The organism is Litoribaculum gwangyangense, assembly GCF_039543505.1.
GTDB lineage: Bacteria > Bacteroidota > Bacteroidia > Flavobacteriales > Flavobacteriaceae > Litoribaculum > Litoribaculum gwangyangense.
In genome coordinates, this window is sequence record NZ_BAABJW010000003.1 from 259,523 (window position 1) to 276,065 (window position 16,543).

At 32.3% G+C, this 16,543-nt stretch carries 15 protein-coding genes and 1 tRNA gene; 15 read left to right on the top strand and 1 reads right to left on the bottom strand.

Annotation, left to right across the window (positions count from 1 at the left end):
* Positions 1–146: 146 nt before the first annotated feature.
* Positions 147–221, bottom strand: a tRNA-Pro gene (locus tag ABD963_RS10645).
* A gap of 123 nt (positions 222–344) precedes the next feature.
* On the opposite strand from ABD963_RS10645, the gene ABD963_RS10650 reads away from it, so the two are divergent.
* The 15 genes from ABD963_RS10650 to ABD963_RS10720 all read left to right on the top strand — a co-directional run bounded on the left by ABD963_RS10650 (position 345) and on the right by ABD963_RS10720 (position 16,538).
* Positions 345–2,642, top strand: a complete 2,298-nt coding sequence (locus tag ABD963_RS10650) for a TonB-dependent receptor family protein (protein ID WP_345276949.1) — start codon at positions 345–347, stop codon at positions 2,640–2,642.
* Between the two features lie 19 nt (positions 2,643–2,661).
* Positions 2,662–3,786, top strand: coding sequence for a PQQ-dependent sugar dehydrogenase (locus tag ABD963_RS10655; protein WP_345276950.1), 1,125 nt, complete (start codon positions 2,662–2,664; stop codon positions 3,784–3,786).
* Positions 3,787–3,791: 5 nt separating this feature from the next.
* Positions 3,792–4,193, top strand: a complete 402-nt coding sequence (locus tag ABD963_RS10660) for a c-type cytochrome (protein ID WP_345276951.1) — start codon at positions 3,792–3,794, stop codon at positions 4,191–4,193.
* Positions 4,194–4,255: 62 nt separating this feature from the next.
* Positions 4,256–4,861 carry a uridine kinase gene (gene udk / locus ABD963_RS10665; protein ID WP_345276952.1) on the top strand — a complete coding sequence of 202 codons (606 nt, stop codon included), beginning with the start codon at positions 4,256–4,258 and terminating at the stop codon, positions 4,859–4,861.
* Positions 4,862–5,176, top strand: coding sequence for an FtsB family cell division protein (locus tag ABD963_RS10670; protein WP_345276953.1), 315 nt, complete (start codon positions 4,862–4,864; stop codon positions 5,174–5,176). It abuts the gene before it with no gap.
* A gap of 2 nt (positions 5,177–5,178) precedes the next feature.
* Positions 5,179–6,543 carry a methylmalonyl-CoA mutase subunit beta gene (locus ABD963_RS10675; RefSeq protein ID WP_345276954.1) on the top strand — a complete coding sequence of 455 codons (1,365 nt, stop codon included), beginning with the start codon at positions 5,179–5,181 and terminating at the stop codon, positions 6,541–6,543.
* Position 6,544: 1 nt separating this feature from the next.
* Positions 6,545–7,198 (top strand): hypothetical protein, encoded by a 654-nt coding sequence (locus ABD963_RS10680; protein WP_345276955.1) that lies wholly within the window; start codon positions 6,545–6,547, stop codon positions 7,196–7,198.
* 3 nt (positions 7,199–7,201) lie between these two features.
* A complete protein-coding gene (gene scpA / locus ABD963_RS10685; protein WP_345277113.1) occupies positions 7,202–9,331 on the top strand; it encodes a methylmalonyl-CoA mutase in 2,130 nt (709 codons plus the stop codon).
* Between the two features lie 221 nt (positions 9,332–9,552).
* Positions 9,553–10,473 carry a helix-turn-helix domain-containing protein gene (locus ABD963_RS10690; protein WP_345276956.1) on the top strand — a complete coding sequence of 307 codons (921 nt, stop codon included), beginning with the start codon at positions 9,553–9,555 and terminating at the stop codon, positions 10,471–10,473.
* A 158-nt stretch (positions 10,474–10,631) separates the two neighbouring features.
* Entirely contained in the window at positions 10,632–13,007 is a 2,376-nt protein-coding gene (locus ABD963_RS10695) for a TonB-dependent receptor domain-containing protein (protein WP_345276957.1), read from the top strand.
* 149 nt (positions 13,008–13,156) lie between these two features.
* Positions 13,157–13,921: a ParA family protein gene (locus ABD963_RS10700; RefSeq protein WP_345276958.1), complete on the top strand. Its 765-nt coding sequence runs from the start codon at positions 13,157–13,159 to the stop codon at positions 13,919–13,921.
* Between the two features lie 3 nt (positions 13,922–13,924).
* Positions 13,925–14,839 (top strand): ParB/RepB/Spo0J family partition protein, encoded by a 915-nt coding sequence (locus ABD963_RS10705; protein ID WP_345276959.1) that lies wholly within the window; start codon positions 13,925–13,927, stop codon positions 14,837–14,839.
* Positions 14,829–15,458: a DUF5683 domain-containing protein gene (locus ABD963_RS10710; RefSeq protein ID WP_425562800.1), complete on the top strand. Its 630-nt coding sequence runs from the start codon at positions 14,829–14,831 to the stop codon at positions 15,456–15,458. Before ABD963_RS10705 ends, ABD963_RS10710 begins: the two co-directional genes overlap by 11 nt.
* A gap of 1 nt (position 15,459) precedes the next feature.
* Positions 15,460–16,161: a 4-hydroxy-tetrahydrodipicolinate reductase gene (gene dapB, locus ABD963_RS10715; RefSeq protein WP_345276961.1), complete on the top strand. Its 702-nt coding sequence runs from the start codon at positions 15,460–15,462 to the stop codon at positions 16,159–16,161.
* A gap of 20 nt (positions 16,162–16,181) precedes the next feature.
* Complete coding sequence (locus ABD963_RS10720; protein WP_345276962.1) at positions 16,182–16,538, top strand: four helix bundle protein; 357 nt, start codon at positions 16,182–16,184, stop codon at positions 16,536–16,538.
* The last annotated feature ends 5 nt before the right edge of the window (positions 16,539–16,543 follow it).

Genomic DNA, 16,543 nt, shown 5'->3' on the forward strand with positions numbered 1-16,543 from the left:
ATATCTCAAAATATTTAGTTCCATGTTACTGGTTAAATTCCATAACTCCTCCAAAGGTTAAAAAATATTATATTCATAATAATAAAAAAAACACTGAAAATCCCAAGACCTTCAGTGTTTTATAATACAACCTATAACTAAGTTTGTCGGGGTGGCAGGATTCGAACCTGCGACCTCCGCGTCCCAAACGCGGCGCGATAACCGGGCTACGCTACACCCCGATTGTGGTTATCAATAAGGGTTGCAAATATACTTTTTTTATTCATTTCAGTGTCACATTTTTTAAAATTATTTCTTGTTTAAAATTGATAATTTAGCAACTGTAAATTGTGACATGCTTTTAAATGTACAGGATAAAAATCTTTATTTTAACTTTTTTAATTATCAATAATACTTATCTAGCTGTAAGCCAAGTAAGTATAACGGGAAAAATAGTAGATGACAATGCCTTACCCGTTGGTTTAGTAAAAATAACCAATATCAAGGATAAAACCACTGTGGTCTCTGATATTGACGGTACTTTTAAACTGGATAATATCGGATTCTATTCATTTGAAAAAGAAGGCTATTATGAGAAAATCTTGGAATTTAATAAAGATATATTTTACATTGTTCAACTTAATATAAACCATTCCCAACTAAATGAAGTTGTAATAAACGCCAATCAAATTCCAAAAAAAATTAAAAATTCAACAACATCTATCAACATCATTACTTCCAAAGATATTCTGCGTTCAAATAACACCGATTTTGCGCCAATTCTGAATAGAGTTCCGGGAGTTTTTATGCAAACAGGTGCCCTAAACACAAACCGCATAACAATAAGGGGCATTGGTTCTAGAACACCTTTTGGAACATCCAAAATCAGGGCATACTTTAAGGACATTCCACTAACAAACGGAAGTGGGGAAACAACTATTGAAGATTTTGAGCTCGCTTCCATATCACGTTTTGAAATTATAAAAGGTGCTGCCTCCAGTATTTACGGTGCGGGTTTAGGTGGTATTATTCATTTAACACCTCAAAATGCCTATCTCAATAATTCAAGTTTTAATAGTGAATTATCTGTGGGTTCTTTCGGTTTACAAAAAGGCCTTTTAAACATTAATCATGGTACTACAAATAATGGTTTTAGAGCGGTTTACAGCAACACCCAAAGTGATGGTTTTCGGGAAAATAACGAATACAAAAGGCAAACCTTCACCCTAAGTTCCAATCATTTTTTAAGCAAAAAAGATGAATTAACGTTCTTAGCAAGTTATGTGCAATTGAAAGCTTTTATACCAAGCTCAATAAACGAAAATGCATTTTTAAACAATCCAAAATCAGCGGCATTCTCATGGAAACAATCACGAGGTTTTGAAGATTCAAACAGAGGTATTTTTGGTTTATCGTGGAATTATCAATACCAAAGTAATCTTAAGCAATCAACTAGTCTTTTCACATCTTTTAGAGATGCTTATGAACCAAGACCATTTAACATTTTAAAAGAAAAAACATTTGCAGTAGGAGCTAGAAGTCGATTATTGGGAAACTTCGAACTATTTAGTAATAATATGGACTGGACTTTAGGTGGTGAATTTTTTAATGACACCTACAAATATCAAACCTTTGAAAACCTATATGAAGATTTTCCGCCCGAAACTGGAAGTGTTCAAGGCAATGAGTTATCAAACTTTAAAGAAAAACGTAATTACTACAATATTTTTGCAGAATTAAATTATGCCTTGTCAGAAAAAACTACTTTATCCTTAGGGCTTAATTTGAACCAAACAAACTATATATTAGAAGATAATTTTCTGGTTACAAGTCTCAATTCAGACCAATCTGGGCGCTTTAGATACAAAAATATATTGTCCCCTAATATTGGGGTTTCCTATTTAATTTCAAAAAGCATCAGTCTTTTTTCAAATATTAGCCATGGATTTTCACCCCTTTCCCTTCAAGAAACCTTACTACCAGACGGACAAATAAATACCAATTTAAAACCTGAAACCGGTTGGAATTTTGAAATTGGAACACGGGGTTCTATGTTAAATAATAAATTACAGATTAATACCTCTTTATATCAACTCAACATCAAGAACCTGCTAGTTTCAAGAAGAATATCAGAGGATCAATATATAGGTATTAATGCCGGTAAAACCCAACACCATGGTTTAGAATTGGATGTTAATTATGAATGGATTTCCAAAGAAGCTTTATCGATTACATCTTTCCTATCTTACTCTCTAAATAATTTTACCTTTAAAAGGTTTATTGATGATGGTAATGATTATTCAGGAAATGATTTAACCGGCGTTCCATCAAATATTTTTAACTTTGGAATTGATTTTGATACGGCTCTTGGTATTTATGGAAATATAAATTACCAGCATGTTGGCAAAATGCCCATAACAGATAGTAATAATTTGTATACTAACAGATACAATTTAACCAATCTAAAAATTGGGCACGTAACAAATCTTAATAAAAAGCTAAAATTAAACATTTTCTTAGGCTTAAACAATATCTTTGAGGAGCAATACGCGTCGCAAATCCTTATAAACGCAACAGGGTTTGGTGGCAGTGCACCACGTTATTATTATCCTGGGAACCCAATAAATTATTTTACAGGAATTAACTTAGATTATAAATTTTAATGCATTTTTTAAAAATAACATGAAAAATCTACATTCATTACTCATATTAGTTTTTATTTCTCTTAGCGCTTGTGCACAACAACAAGAATCGGAGGTGAAAGCTGAATCACCAACAAATATTAATTATACATCCGAATTGGTAGTTGCTGATTTAAATATTCCATGGGGAATGACATTTTTACCTGACGGAAGTATGCTTATTACCGAAAAAACTGGTGAACTCATTCTTTTTAAAGATGGCAAAAAAAATCTTGTTGATGGTGTTCCCGATATTTATGTTCGAGGTCAAGGTGGCTTTCTAGATATTAAAACCCACCCAGATTACAAAAATAACGGTTGGATTTACTTCACATATGCATCATCTGAAGGTGAAGGCGATGGAGGTAACACAGCGCTAATGAGAGCAAAATTAGATGGTCTTTCACTAGTTGAAAAACAATTATTGTACAAAGCGGGCCCAAATACCAAAAGAGGTCAGCATTTTGGTTCTCGAATAGAATTTGACAACGAGGGTTATTTATACTTTTCCATAGGGGAACGCGGTGAGCGAGACGTTAACCCCCAAGATATCACCAGAGATTGTGGTAAAATTTATAGATTACATGATGATGGTTCGGTTCCTTCAGATAATCCTTTTGTTGAAATAGAAAATGCGAAAACAGCTATTTTTAGTTATGGCCATAGAAATCCACAAGGCATGGCAAAAAACCCTTATACAGGCGCTATTTGGGTTAATGAACATGGGCCCAAAGGAGGTGACGAAATAAACATTGTAGAAAAAGGAAAAAATTATGGTTGGCCAGTAATTTCATATGGCATCAATTACAGCGGTACACCATTTACCGATATCACTGAAAAAGAAGGTATGGAACAGCCTCTTTTTTATTGGGTTCCATCTATTGCCCCCAGCGGTATGGCTTTCGTTTCATCGGATATCTATCCCGAATGGAAAGGCAATATTTTAGTAGGTTCATTAAAATTTGAATACTTAGAGCGATTGGTTTTAGAAAATAATAACGTAATTAAACGTGAAAAATTATTAGAAGGTACCGGTCGCGTTAGAAACGTTATTCAAGGGCCTGATGGCTATATTTATGTAGCCATTGAAGGTAAAGGTATTATGAAAATTGTTCCTAAAAAATAAATTAAATGAAACCATTCCTCATTTTTATTTCATTAACCATTTCAACATTTTCAAGTTGCTTTAGTCAAAATAAAGCTTTGGAAGAAAGTATAGAAAGAGGTAGTTTGGTATATGAAGATTTTTGTGTTACCTGCCACTTACCAAACGGTGAAGGTGTTGAAAATGTGTATCCCCCTTTAGCTAAATCAGATTATTTGATGAAAAATCTACAAGGAAGTATCAAAGGTGTTAAATACGGACAAAAAGGTGAGATTATTGTTAATGGCAAAACCTACAATGGCTATATGGCACCCCTGGGTTTAGGGAATGATGAAATTGCCGATGTTATGAATTACGTAACCAATAGTTGGGGCAATAAAAACGAAAAAATGATTACAGAAACAGAAGTTTCTGCAATTAAAAAATAACATTTCTACATGCAGTTCACTTTACAATTAACTAACTTTGTAAAGTTGATAAACTATTTTTTATGCTTGTTATAGGAATTGCTGGTGGCACAGGTTGTGGTAAAACTACCGTTGTAAATCAAATACTTAACGAACTTCCAGAGGGCGAAGTTGGTATTATTTCACAAGATTCTTATTATAATGACACGTCGCATTTAAGTTATGATGAACGGGTTCAAATAAATTTTGACCACCCAAGATCCATTGATTTTGAATTACTTGAAGCGCATTTAAAAGAACTAAAAAAAGGCAATCCTATACACCAACCTGTCTATTCTTTCGTTAAACATAATAGAACTGGCGATACGGTTTTAACACACCCCAGAAAAGTGATGATAGTTGAAGGTATTTTAATTCTTACAAACCCAGAATTAAGAGCCATGTTTGACATTAAAATATTTGTGCATGCAGATAGTGATGAACGTTTAATAAGACGTTTAAAGCGTGATATTTGTGAACGAGGTAGGGATTTAGACGAAGTTTTAACAAGATACAAAACAACATTAAAGCCCATGCACAATCAGTTTATAGAACCCATGAAAGAGTTTGCAGACATCATTATACCCAACAACCATTACAATACGGTAGCGATAGATATTGTAAAAACCATTATAAACGATAAACTTTAAATGGCCACTTTCAAAAACAAATATTTAAAACTATTTAAAAATTGGTTCATTCTAATTTTGGTGATTTTTGTTGTTTGGATGTTATTTTTTGATGCTAATTCATGGCTCATACATCATGAATTAAATTCCGAAATCGATGATCTTGAAAACGAAAAAGAATACTACAAAAAGGAAATAGAAAAAGACAATAAAGCCATTAAGGAATTAAGTACCGAAGAAGGTTTGGAGAAATTTGCACGTGAAGAGTATTACATGAAACGTGATAATGAAGAAATTTTCATAATTGAATATGAAGATAGCTTAAAGACTAAATAATTATGATCAATAAGTTGTTTAGCGAATTTAATCCTGTTTCTGCAAAACAGTGGAAACAAAAAATACAGTTTGATATAAAAGGTGCTGACTACAATGATGCATTGGTTTGGGCAACAAATGAAGATATTTCGGTTAAACCCTTTTACCATGCTGATGATTTTCATGAATTACCCAATATTTCAAATACCGAGGCTACGCAATGGAAAATTTGCCAATCCATTTATGTGGCCCATGTTGAAAAATCGAATTTAAACGCTATTGATGCGATTGAAAGAGGTGCTGAAAGTATACAATTTATCATTTCCACTAAAGATATTTTAATTCATGATTTAATAAAAAATATCGATTTAGATAAAGTTGCTGTTCATCTAGAATTACAATTTCTTTCCGAAGAATTTATAAAACTAATACCAAACGTTGCGAATATTCACGTTCATTATGATATTGTAAATAACCTAGCTAAAACAGGCAATTGGTATACTAATTTAAAAGACGATTTTCAACAATTTGAACATCTAGTAAAAAGAACAAATTCTATTACTGTTGATACTACATTATACCAAAACGCTGGAGCTACTGTAGTTCAACAATTAGCTTATGGGTTAGCTCATGCCAATGAATATTTAAATCACTTAAATAACATCATAGTAAGTGAAGCAAAGCAATCTCTACAAATCACTTTCAAAACCTCCATTGGCACTAATTATTTCTTTGAAATTGCCAAACTTAGAGCACTACGAACCCTATGGAATTCGCTAGCTTCAGAGTATGATGTGAATCCAAACTGCCTAATCATAGCAACGCCAACAAAACGGAATAAAACCATTTATGATTACAACACCAATATGTTGCGAACCACAACCGAGTGTATGAGTGCTATTTTGGGTGGTGCCAATACCATTTGTAATTTGCCTTATGATAACATTTACCATAAAACCAATGAATTTGGTGAGCGGATTGCCAGAAACCAATTATTAATTTTAAAAAATGAAAGCTATTTTGATAAAGTTAATAACCCCGCAGATGGGGCCTATTACATTGAAATTTTGACCAAGCAACTAGCTGAAAAAGCTTTGGATTTGTTTAAAGATATAGAAGCCAACAATGGATTTTTAAAACAATTAAAACAAGGTACGATACAAAGAAAAATAAAGGAAAGTGCCTATAAAGAACAACACCTATTTGATGAAGGAGAAGAAATATTATTAGGCACAAACAAACACCTTAATATGAGTGATAAAATGAAAAATGAACTTGAAATTTATCCTTTTGTAAAAACTAAACAAGGAAAAACCTTAATTGAGCCTATTTTAGAAAAACGATTAGCTGAAAAAATAGAACAAAAAAGATTAAAAAATGAAAATTAAAATGAACTCAAAAATTACCCTTATTGCATTTCTATTAGCATTCACTTTTTTTGGTTGTAAAAAAGAAAACACTTTTTCAGATTTTAAATACACTGACAAACCAGATGTTTTATTTTGTGATGCAACCAATAATAAACTTTACAAAGAAGCCCTTTACAGTTTTGAAGATGATATTTTAAAATTTTATGGAAAAGATAACCCTAATCCAACTTTGATTCTATCCTACTCCCAATTTATAAGAAATTCGATATATACGAGAATAAAATATGAAGATATTATTTCAGAGCACACACTTAAAATCTTTGAAGCCTTAAAAAATGAAGGTGATTTATGGGATGCAAACAACACCAAAAGCCATTTAAATTATAACAGTAAAATAATTGACTGCATTTCAAATAATATTCAAGACCAGGCCTTAAAAACAACTTTTAATTCCCTCATATCAACTAATTTTATGGAACCCAAATTATTTGGTTCTCCTTTAATGACAAAGTATGTAAACACCTTAAACGATAAATATTTAGCAACTTATGTCGCATTGGATTTATTTTATGCTAAACTTTTTGATGCTGATTTATCTAACATAAATTTTGACAAACCCGAACCTTTGGACTTTAACGTGATTCCTCCGAAAGCAAATACGGAAAAGCAATAATTCATTTTGAGAAAAAACCTTAAACATATTAAATTAAAGTCGGATGTTAGGAATCTAGAAACTAAAGTAGAAACCAGTTTCTTAACCGCCGAAGGTATTGAAGTAAAATCAGTTTATTCAAAAGATGATGTTGAACATTTGGAATATCTTAATTTTGTTGCTGGTATAGCTCCAAACTTACGTGGACCTTACTCTACTATGTATGTTCGCAGGCCTTGGACCATACGTCAATATGCAGGATTTTCAACAGCTGAAGAAAGTAATGCTTTTTACAGAAGAAATCTGCAAGCTGGACAAAAAGGACTTTCCGTAGCTTTTGATTTGCCAACCCACAGGGGTTATGATTCCGATCACGAACGTGTGGTAGGAGATGTAGGAAAAGCTGGCGTTGCCATTGATTCTGTTGAGGACATGAAAATTCTGTTCGACCAAATTCCGTTGGATAAAATGTCGGTTTCCATGACCATGAATGGGGCTGTTTTGCCCATTATGGCATTTTATATTGTGGCTGCCGAAGAGCAAGGTGTTAAACCTGAACAATTGGCCGGAACCATTCAAAATGATATCTTAAAGGAGTTTATGGTGCGCAACACCTATATCTATCCACCGGCGCCTTCCATGAAAATCATTTCAGATATTTTTGAATTTACGAGTAAAAACATGCCTAAATTCAATAGTATTAGTATTTCTGGGTATCACATGCAAGAGGCTGGTGCTACTTGTGATATTGAGTTGGCCTATACCTTAGCCGATGGATTGGAATATATCAGAAAAGGTTTAGATGCCGGAATGGATATCGATACCTTTGCTCCTCGCCTGTCGTTTTTCTGGGCCATTGGTATGAACCATTTCATGGAAATTGCCAAAATGCGAGCTGCTAGGATGTTGTGGGCTAAAATAGTAAAACAATTCAACCCTAAGGATGAGAAATCGTTAGCTTTAAGAACACATTGCCAAACTAGTGGTTGGAGTTTAACAGAACAAGATCCATTTAATAATGTAGCCCGAACTACCATTGAAGCAACAGCTGCTGCTTTTGGTGGCACACAAAGTTTACATACCAATGCTTTAGATGAAGCCATAGCACTACCAACCGATTTTTCAGCACGAATAGCGCGTAACACGCAAATATTTTTACAAGAAGAAACCAAAATTACAAAAACGGTTGATCCTTGGGCAGGTAGTTACTATGTTGAAAAACTAACCCATGACATCGCTCAAAAAGCATGGAAACTTATTGAAGAAGTTGAAGATCTGGGTGGTATGACAAAAGCGATAGAAGCTGGCATTCCAAAAATTAGAATTGAAGAAGCAGCTGCCAAAAAACAAGCTAGAATTGATTCTGGGCAAGACATTATTGTAGGGGTTAATAAATATAGACTCGCACAAGAAGACCCCATTTCAACTTTAGAAGTAGATAACCAAACCGTTAGAATCTCACAAATAGAGCGTTTAAACCATATTAAAGCGACAAGAAATTCTGAAAAAGTGAAAGCAACTTTATCAAAATTAACGGAAGCCGCTCGAACAGGACAAGAAAATTTACTAGCTTTAGCTATTGAAGCTGCTCGCAAAAGGGCAACACTAGGTGAAATAAGTGATGCCTTGGAAGTAGCTTTTGGACGTTATAAGGCACAAATAAAATCATTTTCTGGTGTGTATAGTAAAGAAATAAAAAACGACGAATCCTTTAGAAGAGCTCAAGAACTAGCCGATAAATTTGCTGAACAAGATGGCAGACGTCCTCGTATCATGATTGCTAAAATGGGACAGGATGGTCATGACAGAGGTGCTAAAGTAGTAGCCACTGGTTATGCCGATGTAGGTTTTGATGTGGATATTGGTCCGTTATTTCAAACACCACAAGAGGCGGCTAAACAAGCTATTGAAAACGATGTACATATTTTAGGTGTTTCCTCATTAGCTGCAGGACATAAAACCCTTGTGCCTCAAGTTATCGAAGAATTAAAAAAATATGGACGAGATGATATTATGGTTATTGTTGGTGGTGTGATACCTAAACAAGATTATCAATATTTATTTGATTCTGGTGTTATTGCTGTATTTGGCCCAGGTACCAAAATTAGTGATGCTGCTATAAAAATTCTTGAAATATTGATTGATGAGGAATAGAAATTTTAATCCCACACAATCAAATGGATAATTCTACCATCATAGGAATAACAAGCTTTATAATAGTTGCGTTATTTTTACTTTTTTCTTTATTTTTATTAATTGTAAAAACAAATAAAAAACTTAGCAATCAACTCCTCGCTAGTTTTTTAATCATCACTGCTATAGATATAAGCGTATTCTTCTATCATAATTTCATAGAATTTCCACCTTCAATAGAAATGTTTAGAATACAAATTTCTAGTTTCAAAGACCCTTTATTATTTCTTTATATTCTATCTGTTATCTATTCTGATTTTAAGCTAAAACCGAAGCATCTTCTCCTTTTACTTCCTTGGACAACCAGCATTCTCCTATTAGTCCCTAACTTTTTTTTGGTATCTAAAACGGAGCAATTTGAGTTTTTATCAAATTACGCTGAAACGTTTGAAGGGCAGTTTATAACCGTAATGAATCGTATTATTGAAATTCTTTACATCATAGCTGAACTATATTATCTATTCAGGTACAGAAAGCTACTACTAGAGAATTACACTAGTAAAGAGGCTTTTTACAATTACCATTGGGTAAAACAACTTATTATATTTATACTAATTGGCCAATTGCTAACTTTTGTTAAAGGCTTTATAAGAGACTCAGGAGATTTTAGTATTGATTTTGTAAATGTTTTTAGAATTATTTTATTGCTCTTTGGCTTATTCTTTAGTTTTTGGTTAGTGTTTAAAGCGCTATTATCTCCAAAATTATTTAGAGGAATTACCGTTGATCTTCGTTTATCCAAAGAAATGATTTCTGATAGGCAAACAGAATTCACCAATCAAATTGAAAGTATTAAATCTTACATGCTAACCGAAGAACCTTATTTAGACCCTTCATTAACTGTAAAATCACTTTCAGAAAAAATAGATATGCCTCATCGTGATCTTTCTATTTTAATAAATCAAGAACTTGGGCAGCACTTTTTTGATTTTATAAATGAATATCGTATCGAAAAAGCTATGTCTATATTAAAAGACCCATCAAAAAAGAAACATACCGTACTGGAAATATTATATGAAGTTGGTTTTAACTCAAAATCTTCATTTAATACGGCTTTCAAAAAGCATACAGGAAAAACACCTACTACTTACCGAAAATCATAGTCATAATAGGACTTTGTAAAAAGTCGAACGTTTCAAAAAAAATAGTCGAACGCATTTTAAAAACAGAAATACGTTCGACTTTTAACAATCGGTCGTGTAGTCTCTTCTTCTGAGACATATTTGCATCAAACAAAATGTAAATAGTTAAAACAATTATTATGAAACGTATTATCTTATTCCTAATCTCAGTATTTCCAATCATCTTATGTGCTCAAATAAAAATTACTGGTAAAGTTGTTGACACTTTAGGACCAATAGCTGGGGCAAATATTATACTTCAAACAAGTGAAGATAAAATTATAGGTGCCATATCAAACATAGATGGAAATTTTTCAATAGAAACAGAGAAAAACATTTATAAATTCACCATTAGCTATGTAGGCTATACAAGTTATACACAAAATATCATATTAGAAAACACTTTAGATTTAGGCACAATAACTTTAAAGGAAGATACAAACACACTTGAAGAAGTTGTTATTATCAGCAAAAAGAAGTTAATTGAACAAAAAGCAGATCGTGTTATTTTTAATGTTGAAAATAGTATTGTTGCCAGTAATGGTGATGCTATGGATGCGCTAAAAGTAACCCCTGGATTACAGGTAAGAAATGAAGGTATAAACATTTTTGGTAAAGGTAACTCTCAAGTAATGATAAATGATAGACTTATTCCTTTAACTGGAGAAGAATTAACTAATTATTTAAATAGTATTTCTGGTGATGATATAAAGAAAATTGAGGTCATTACAGCACCACCTGCCAAGTATGATGCTTCTGGAAATGGCGGACTTATAAATATTGTCCTAAAAACTGGCGTTGAAAACTCTTGGAAAAATAGGGTGTCTTTAATTCATAATATTGATACTTACAACTTCACCAGTTTTAGAAATAGTTTTTCATACAGAAAAGATAAACTTAACATTTCAGCTAGCATAGATAAAACCAGAGGAAACATACGTGGTTTAGAAGACTTTCAAGTATTTTATCCAAATAACACTTGGGATATCAATATTAATACAAAAGATAGTAAAAGAGCATTTTCTGGAAGATTATTATTAGACTATGATATTTCAAACAAAACAACAATAGGTATTCAGTATTTTGGAAACCAAACGCAACCAGGAATAAGTGATCGTAGCGTTACAAGAATAATGAACCCGTATAATACCATAGACTCTTTATTGGTGAATAATGGAAATGAAAATGTAAAACGATTAAGCCATTCTTTAAATTTACATGCAATAACAAAACTAGATACCTTAGGTAGAAGCATATCTGTTGATGCCGATTATTTCACCTTTGAAGCTGATAGAAACAGAATATTTAAAACCGAAAGTTTTGATGCTAATAATAACTTTCAAAACATAAACCTTTCTGCAAATACAACATCACTTCAATCTATAGAAAACAAAAGTTTAAAAGTAGATATAGAACATCCTTTTAAAAGTGTAAACATGTCTTATGGTGCAAGAATTAGTAGCGTTAATAGTGAAAGTAGCATCTCATTTTTTAATACTGAAAGTGGTACTCCTGTTTTAGATAGTAATATTTCAAATACTTTTGAATACAAAGAAAAGAATCAAGCACTCTATATTAATACTAGTAAAAAAGTAAACAACAAATTACAATTACAAATGGGGTTACGTTTTGAAGCAACACAAACAGAGGGATTTTCTAAAAACCTTAACCAAACCAATACTAATAGCTATTCTAAATTATTCCCAACGCTTTATGTTTCATTTGAAAAAAATGATAATAACAGTTTTAATTTTAGCTATAGTAAACGCATTGATCGACCTTCTTTTAACAACTTAAATCCGTTTAGAGTTTTTGTGAGTAGTAATACGTACAGTGAAGGTAATCCATTTTTACAACCTAATTTTACTGATAATTTTGAATTGAAACACACTTATAAAGGTAAGCTAACAACCAACGTATTCTTTAACGTAAAAAATGATATGTCTGGAACTATTTTTACATCTGATATTGAAAGCAATACACAAATTGTAACACGCGATAATTTTTTAAATCAATATGTTTTTGGTTTAGGTGAAAGTTATACATTCAACAAATTAAAATGGTTACAAAGCCAAAATAACTTCACATTAATTCATATTAAAAGTGAATTTACAAAGCCTTTTTATGCACCTCTACAAAATGGGTTTTCTTATATCTTATCTTCTAACAATAATATTAAATTAAGCGACGTAAGCGACCTACAGGTTAATGCTAATTATGAATCTGATGTTCAATATGGTTTGTTTTCTATCGGAAGTGCTTCTAGTGTAGATTTGGGTTACAGTACTTCTTTTTTTAATAAAAGTTTACAATTGTCTATACTTGTAAAAGATATTTTTAATGCTTCAGCTTTAAATAATTTTGAATCTACAGTTAATGATGTAAGACAAGTTTACGGACAAAATAGAAACAATAGATACTTAAGATTTTCAATGCGCTATAGTTTTGGTAATAAAAAAATAAATGAGAAAAGACGAAACTTTGGAAATGAAGAAGAAACAAGAAGGGCTAATTAACAAACTAATTGTAAGATAAGAATATAGTTTCATTATTAAGACTCTATTATTCAAAAAAGCAATATTCCATTTACCGATTTGTTAACAAGTTACGTTTTTATTCCTCGTAAATAATTGTATTTTTACGGCTTATAAAAACCAAATCATTAATGGGTAAAATCATTGCAATTGCTAATCAAAAAGGTGGTGTAGGTAAAACAACAACCTCCATAAATTTAGCAGCCTCACTAGGTGTTCTAGAAAAAAAAGTGTTACTTATAGATGCAGATCCTCAAGCTAATGCAACTTCCGGAATTGGGATAGATGTGGAATCTGTTGAAATAGGGACCTATCAACTTTTAGAGCATTCAAATTCTGCAAAAGAAGCCATTATTAAGACCAATACCCCTAATTTAGATATTATCCCGGCACACATAGATCTCGTTGCTATTGAAATAGAACTTGTAGATAAAGATGAACGCGAGTACATGCTTAAAAAAGCACTTGAGAAAATAAAGAACAATTACGATTATATTTTAATTGATTGTGCCCCATCACTCGGTTTATTGACCTTAAATGCGCTAACAGCTTCCGATGCAGTAATTATACCCATACAATGTGAATATTTTGCTCTAGAAGGTTTAGGAAAACTTTTAAACACTATCAAAAGTGTTCAAAAAATACATAATCCAGAATTGGATATCGAAGGTCTATTATTGACCATGTACGACTCCCGTTTAAGATTATCTAACCAAGTGGTTGAAGAGGTACAAAAGCATTTTAACGATATGGTATTTCAAACCATCATTCAACGAAATGTGCGCTTGAGTGAAGCACCAAGTTATGGTGAAAGTATAATTAATTATGATGCAAGTAGTAAAGGTGCCGACAATTACTTAAGTTTGGCAAAAGAAATTATCAATAAAAACTCTTAAATTATGGCTAAGGCAACTAAAAAACAGGCTTTAGGAAGAGGTTTATCGGCATTATTAAATGACCCTAGCAACGATATTAAATCGGCTCAAGATACGGGTGCTGATAAAGTTATAGGCAATATCGTAGAGCTTGACTTAGATTTTATTGAAGTTAATCCCTTTCAACCAAGAACCAATTTTAGCGAAGAATCCCTGCGCGAATTAGCCTCATCCATAAAAGAATTAGGTATTATCCAGCCAATAACGGTTAGAAAATTAGGACTTAATAAATACCAATTAGTTTCTGGCGAGCGCCGTTTTAGAGCTTCTAAATATCTGAATTTAGAAACTATTCCAGCTTATGTTAGGATAGCTAATGATCAAGAATCGCTTGAAATGGCTTTGGTTGAAAACATCCAGCGCCAAGATTTAGACCCTATTGAAATTGCTTTATCCTATCAACGCCTAATTGAGGAAATCAATCTTACTCAAGAACAAATGAGCGAACGCGTTGGTAAAAAACGTTCTACCATAACCAACTATTTGCGTTTATTAAAGCTAGACCCGATAATTCAAACAGGCATGCGCGATGGCTTTATTTCTATGGGGCATGGTCGTGCTTTAATTACTATTGAAGACCAAACTATTCAACTGGATATTTACGAGAAAATACTTTCCAAAAAATTATCCGTTAGAGAAACTGAAAATCTAGTAAGAAACCACAATACACCTAATAATTCAAGCAGTCTTTCTTCAACAAAAGAAGAAAACGACGCTGTTCCAAAATATATTAAAAAGGGAATAAACGCCTTTTCAGAATACTTTGGACACAAAATTGACGTTAAAGTCTCTAAAAATGGAAAAGGAAAAATAACCATACCTTTTCATTCCGAAGAAGATTTTAATCGAATAAAAAAATTGGTTGAAGGTGCTAAATAAATTCCTAATAGCAAATATATTAACTTTTTTGTGTTGCTTTTCTTTGATCGCTCAAGATGAAGATCCAAAAAAAAAACAAAGCCCTGAAGAGGTTATTCCTGAAAACGTAGTTATAGATTCTATAGTCCCAGTTAGAGATCCTATCAACCCCCTGTCTCCAGCAAAAGCGGCATTTTATTCAGCTATTTTACCTGGTCTAGGGCAAGCATACAATAAAAAATATTGGAAAATCCCTATTGTTTATGGAGCCATAGGTACAGGAATTTACTTTTATGTCACCAATAATAAGGAGTATAACAGATATAGGGATGCTTACAAAAGTAGGCTGGCTGGTTTTACCAATGATGAGTTTTATTTAGACATACAAGGAAACCAATTATCCACTCCAAGGGTAACCACGGAAGGATTGGAGCGTGGACAAAAATTTTATAGAAAAAACAAAGAAATATCACTTTTGATTACTTTTGGGCTTTACGCCTTAAATATTATTGATGCCAATGTTGATGCCCATTTATTGCAATATAATGTAGATGAAAACTTATCTTTGGCACCACATTATAAAATAAATGAATTTGATAGATCAGGTGATGTAGGTTTAACCTTAAATTTTAAATTTTAAAATGAATATAGCTTTACTTGGATATGGGAAAATGGGAAAAACTATAGAACAAATTGCCGTTAATCGAGGTCATAACATTGTGTTAAAAATTGATAAAGACGACACGGATTATGATATTACTAAAGCTGATGTTGCCATAGATTTTAGTATCCCAACAGTGGCGTTTAACAATATTTCAAATTGTATAAACCATACTGTTCCCGTTATTTCTGGAACAACAGGATGGCTAGAAAATTATAACAAGGCTGTTGCTTTATGTAAAGAGAAAAATGGTGCTTTTATTTATGCATCTAACTACAGTTTAGGAGTCAATATCTTTTTTGAATTGAACAAAACACTTGCAAAAATGATGAGTTCGCTTAAGCAATATAATGTATCCATGGAAGAAATTCATCATACTCAAAAATTGGATGCCCCAAGTGGAACTGCCATTTCTTTAGCTAATGACATAATTTCGAATAATGAAAATTTTAAGGATTGGAAGTTAAATGAACATGGGGATTATATTATTCCCATAACAGCCAAACGCATTGAAGATGTTCCTGGAACACATACTATTACCTATCAAAGTGAAGTAGACACCATCACTCTAGAACATGTAGCCCATAACAGACAAGGCTTTGCCTTAGGTGCAGTAATTGCGGCAGAATGGATTATTGGAAAAACTGGTGTTTTCACTATGAAAGATGTGTTAGGAATATAATGATAATTGATAACTAAAAAATGACTAATGATTTAAAGGAAAGAACCAAAACATTTGCTCATGGTTGTGTTAGGCTAGCTGTTTCTTTACCAGACTCATTTCTTGGAAATCATATAAAAAACCAATTAATAAGATGTAGCACTTCAGTCGCTGCTAATTATAGAGCAACTTGTATAGCGCAATCTAAAAAAAGTATTGTTTCTAAAATAAGTATTGTGATTGAGGAAGTTGATGAGAGCTTTTTTTGGATAGATTTCCTAATTGATGAAAAATTAATTCCAGAAGAAAATTGTAAATCTTTGTTAAATGAAGCTAATCAGCTGACTAGAATTTTTATTTCATCAAGAAAAACTGCAAATTTGAACTTAAAAAATTAATCAAT

Bases quoted from the DNA above. Each gene is read 5' to 3' on its own strand.
- ABD963_RS10655 (WP_345276950.1), top strand. From the start codon at position 2,662: ATGAAAAATCTACATTCATTACTCATATTAGTTTTTATTTCTCTTAGC.
- ABD963_RS10680 (WP_345276955.1), top strand. From the start codon at position 6,545: ATGAACTCAAAAATTACCCTTATTGCATTTCTATTAGCATTCACTTTT.
- ABD963_RS10660 (WP_345276951.1), top strand. From the start codon at position 3,792: ATGAAACCATTCCTCATTTTTATTTCATTAACCATTTCAACATTTTCA.
- udk (WP_345276952.1), top strand. From the start codon at position 4,256: ATGCTTGTTATAGGAATTGCTGGTGGCACAGGTTGTGGTAAAACTACC.
- ABD963_RS10650 (WP_345276949.1), top strand. From the start codon at position 345: ATGTACAGGATAAAAATCTTTATTTTAACTTTTTTAATTATCAATAAT.
- ABD963_RS10695 (WP_345276957.1), top strand. From the start codon at position 10,632: ATGAAACGTATTATCTTATTCCTAATCTCAGTATTTCCAATCATCTTA.
- ABD963_RS10720 (WP_345276962.1), top strand. From the start codon at position 16,182: ATGACTAATGATTTAAAGGAAAGAACCAAAACATTTGCTCATGGTTGT.
- ABD963_RS10670 (WP_345276953.1), top strand. From the start codon at position 4,862: ATGGCCACTTTCAAAAACAAATATTTAAAACTATTTAAAAATTGGTTC.
- ABD963_RS10705 (WP_345276959.1), top strand. From the start codon at position 13,925: ATGGCTAAGGCAACTAAAAAACAGGCTTTAGGAAGAGGTTTATCGGCA.
- ABD963_RS10690 (WP_345276956.1), top strand. From the start codon at position 9,553: ATGTTTAGAATACAAATTTCTAGTTTCAAAGACCCTTTATTATTTCTT.
- ABD963_RS10675 (WP_345276954.1), top strand. From the start codon at position 5,179: ATGATCAATAAGTTGTTTAGCGAATTTAATCCTGTTTCTGCAAAACAG.
- ABD963_RS10700 (WP_345276958.1), top strand. From the start codon at position 13,157: ATGGGTAAAATCATTGCAATTGCTAATCAAAAAGGTGGTGTAGGTAAA.
- dapB (WP_345276961.1), top strand. From the start codon at position 15,460: ATGAATATAGCTTTACTTGGATATGGGAAAATGGGAAAAACTATAGAA.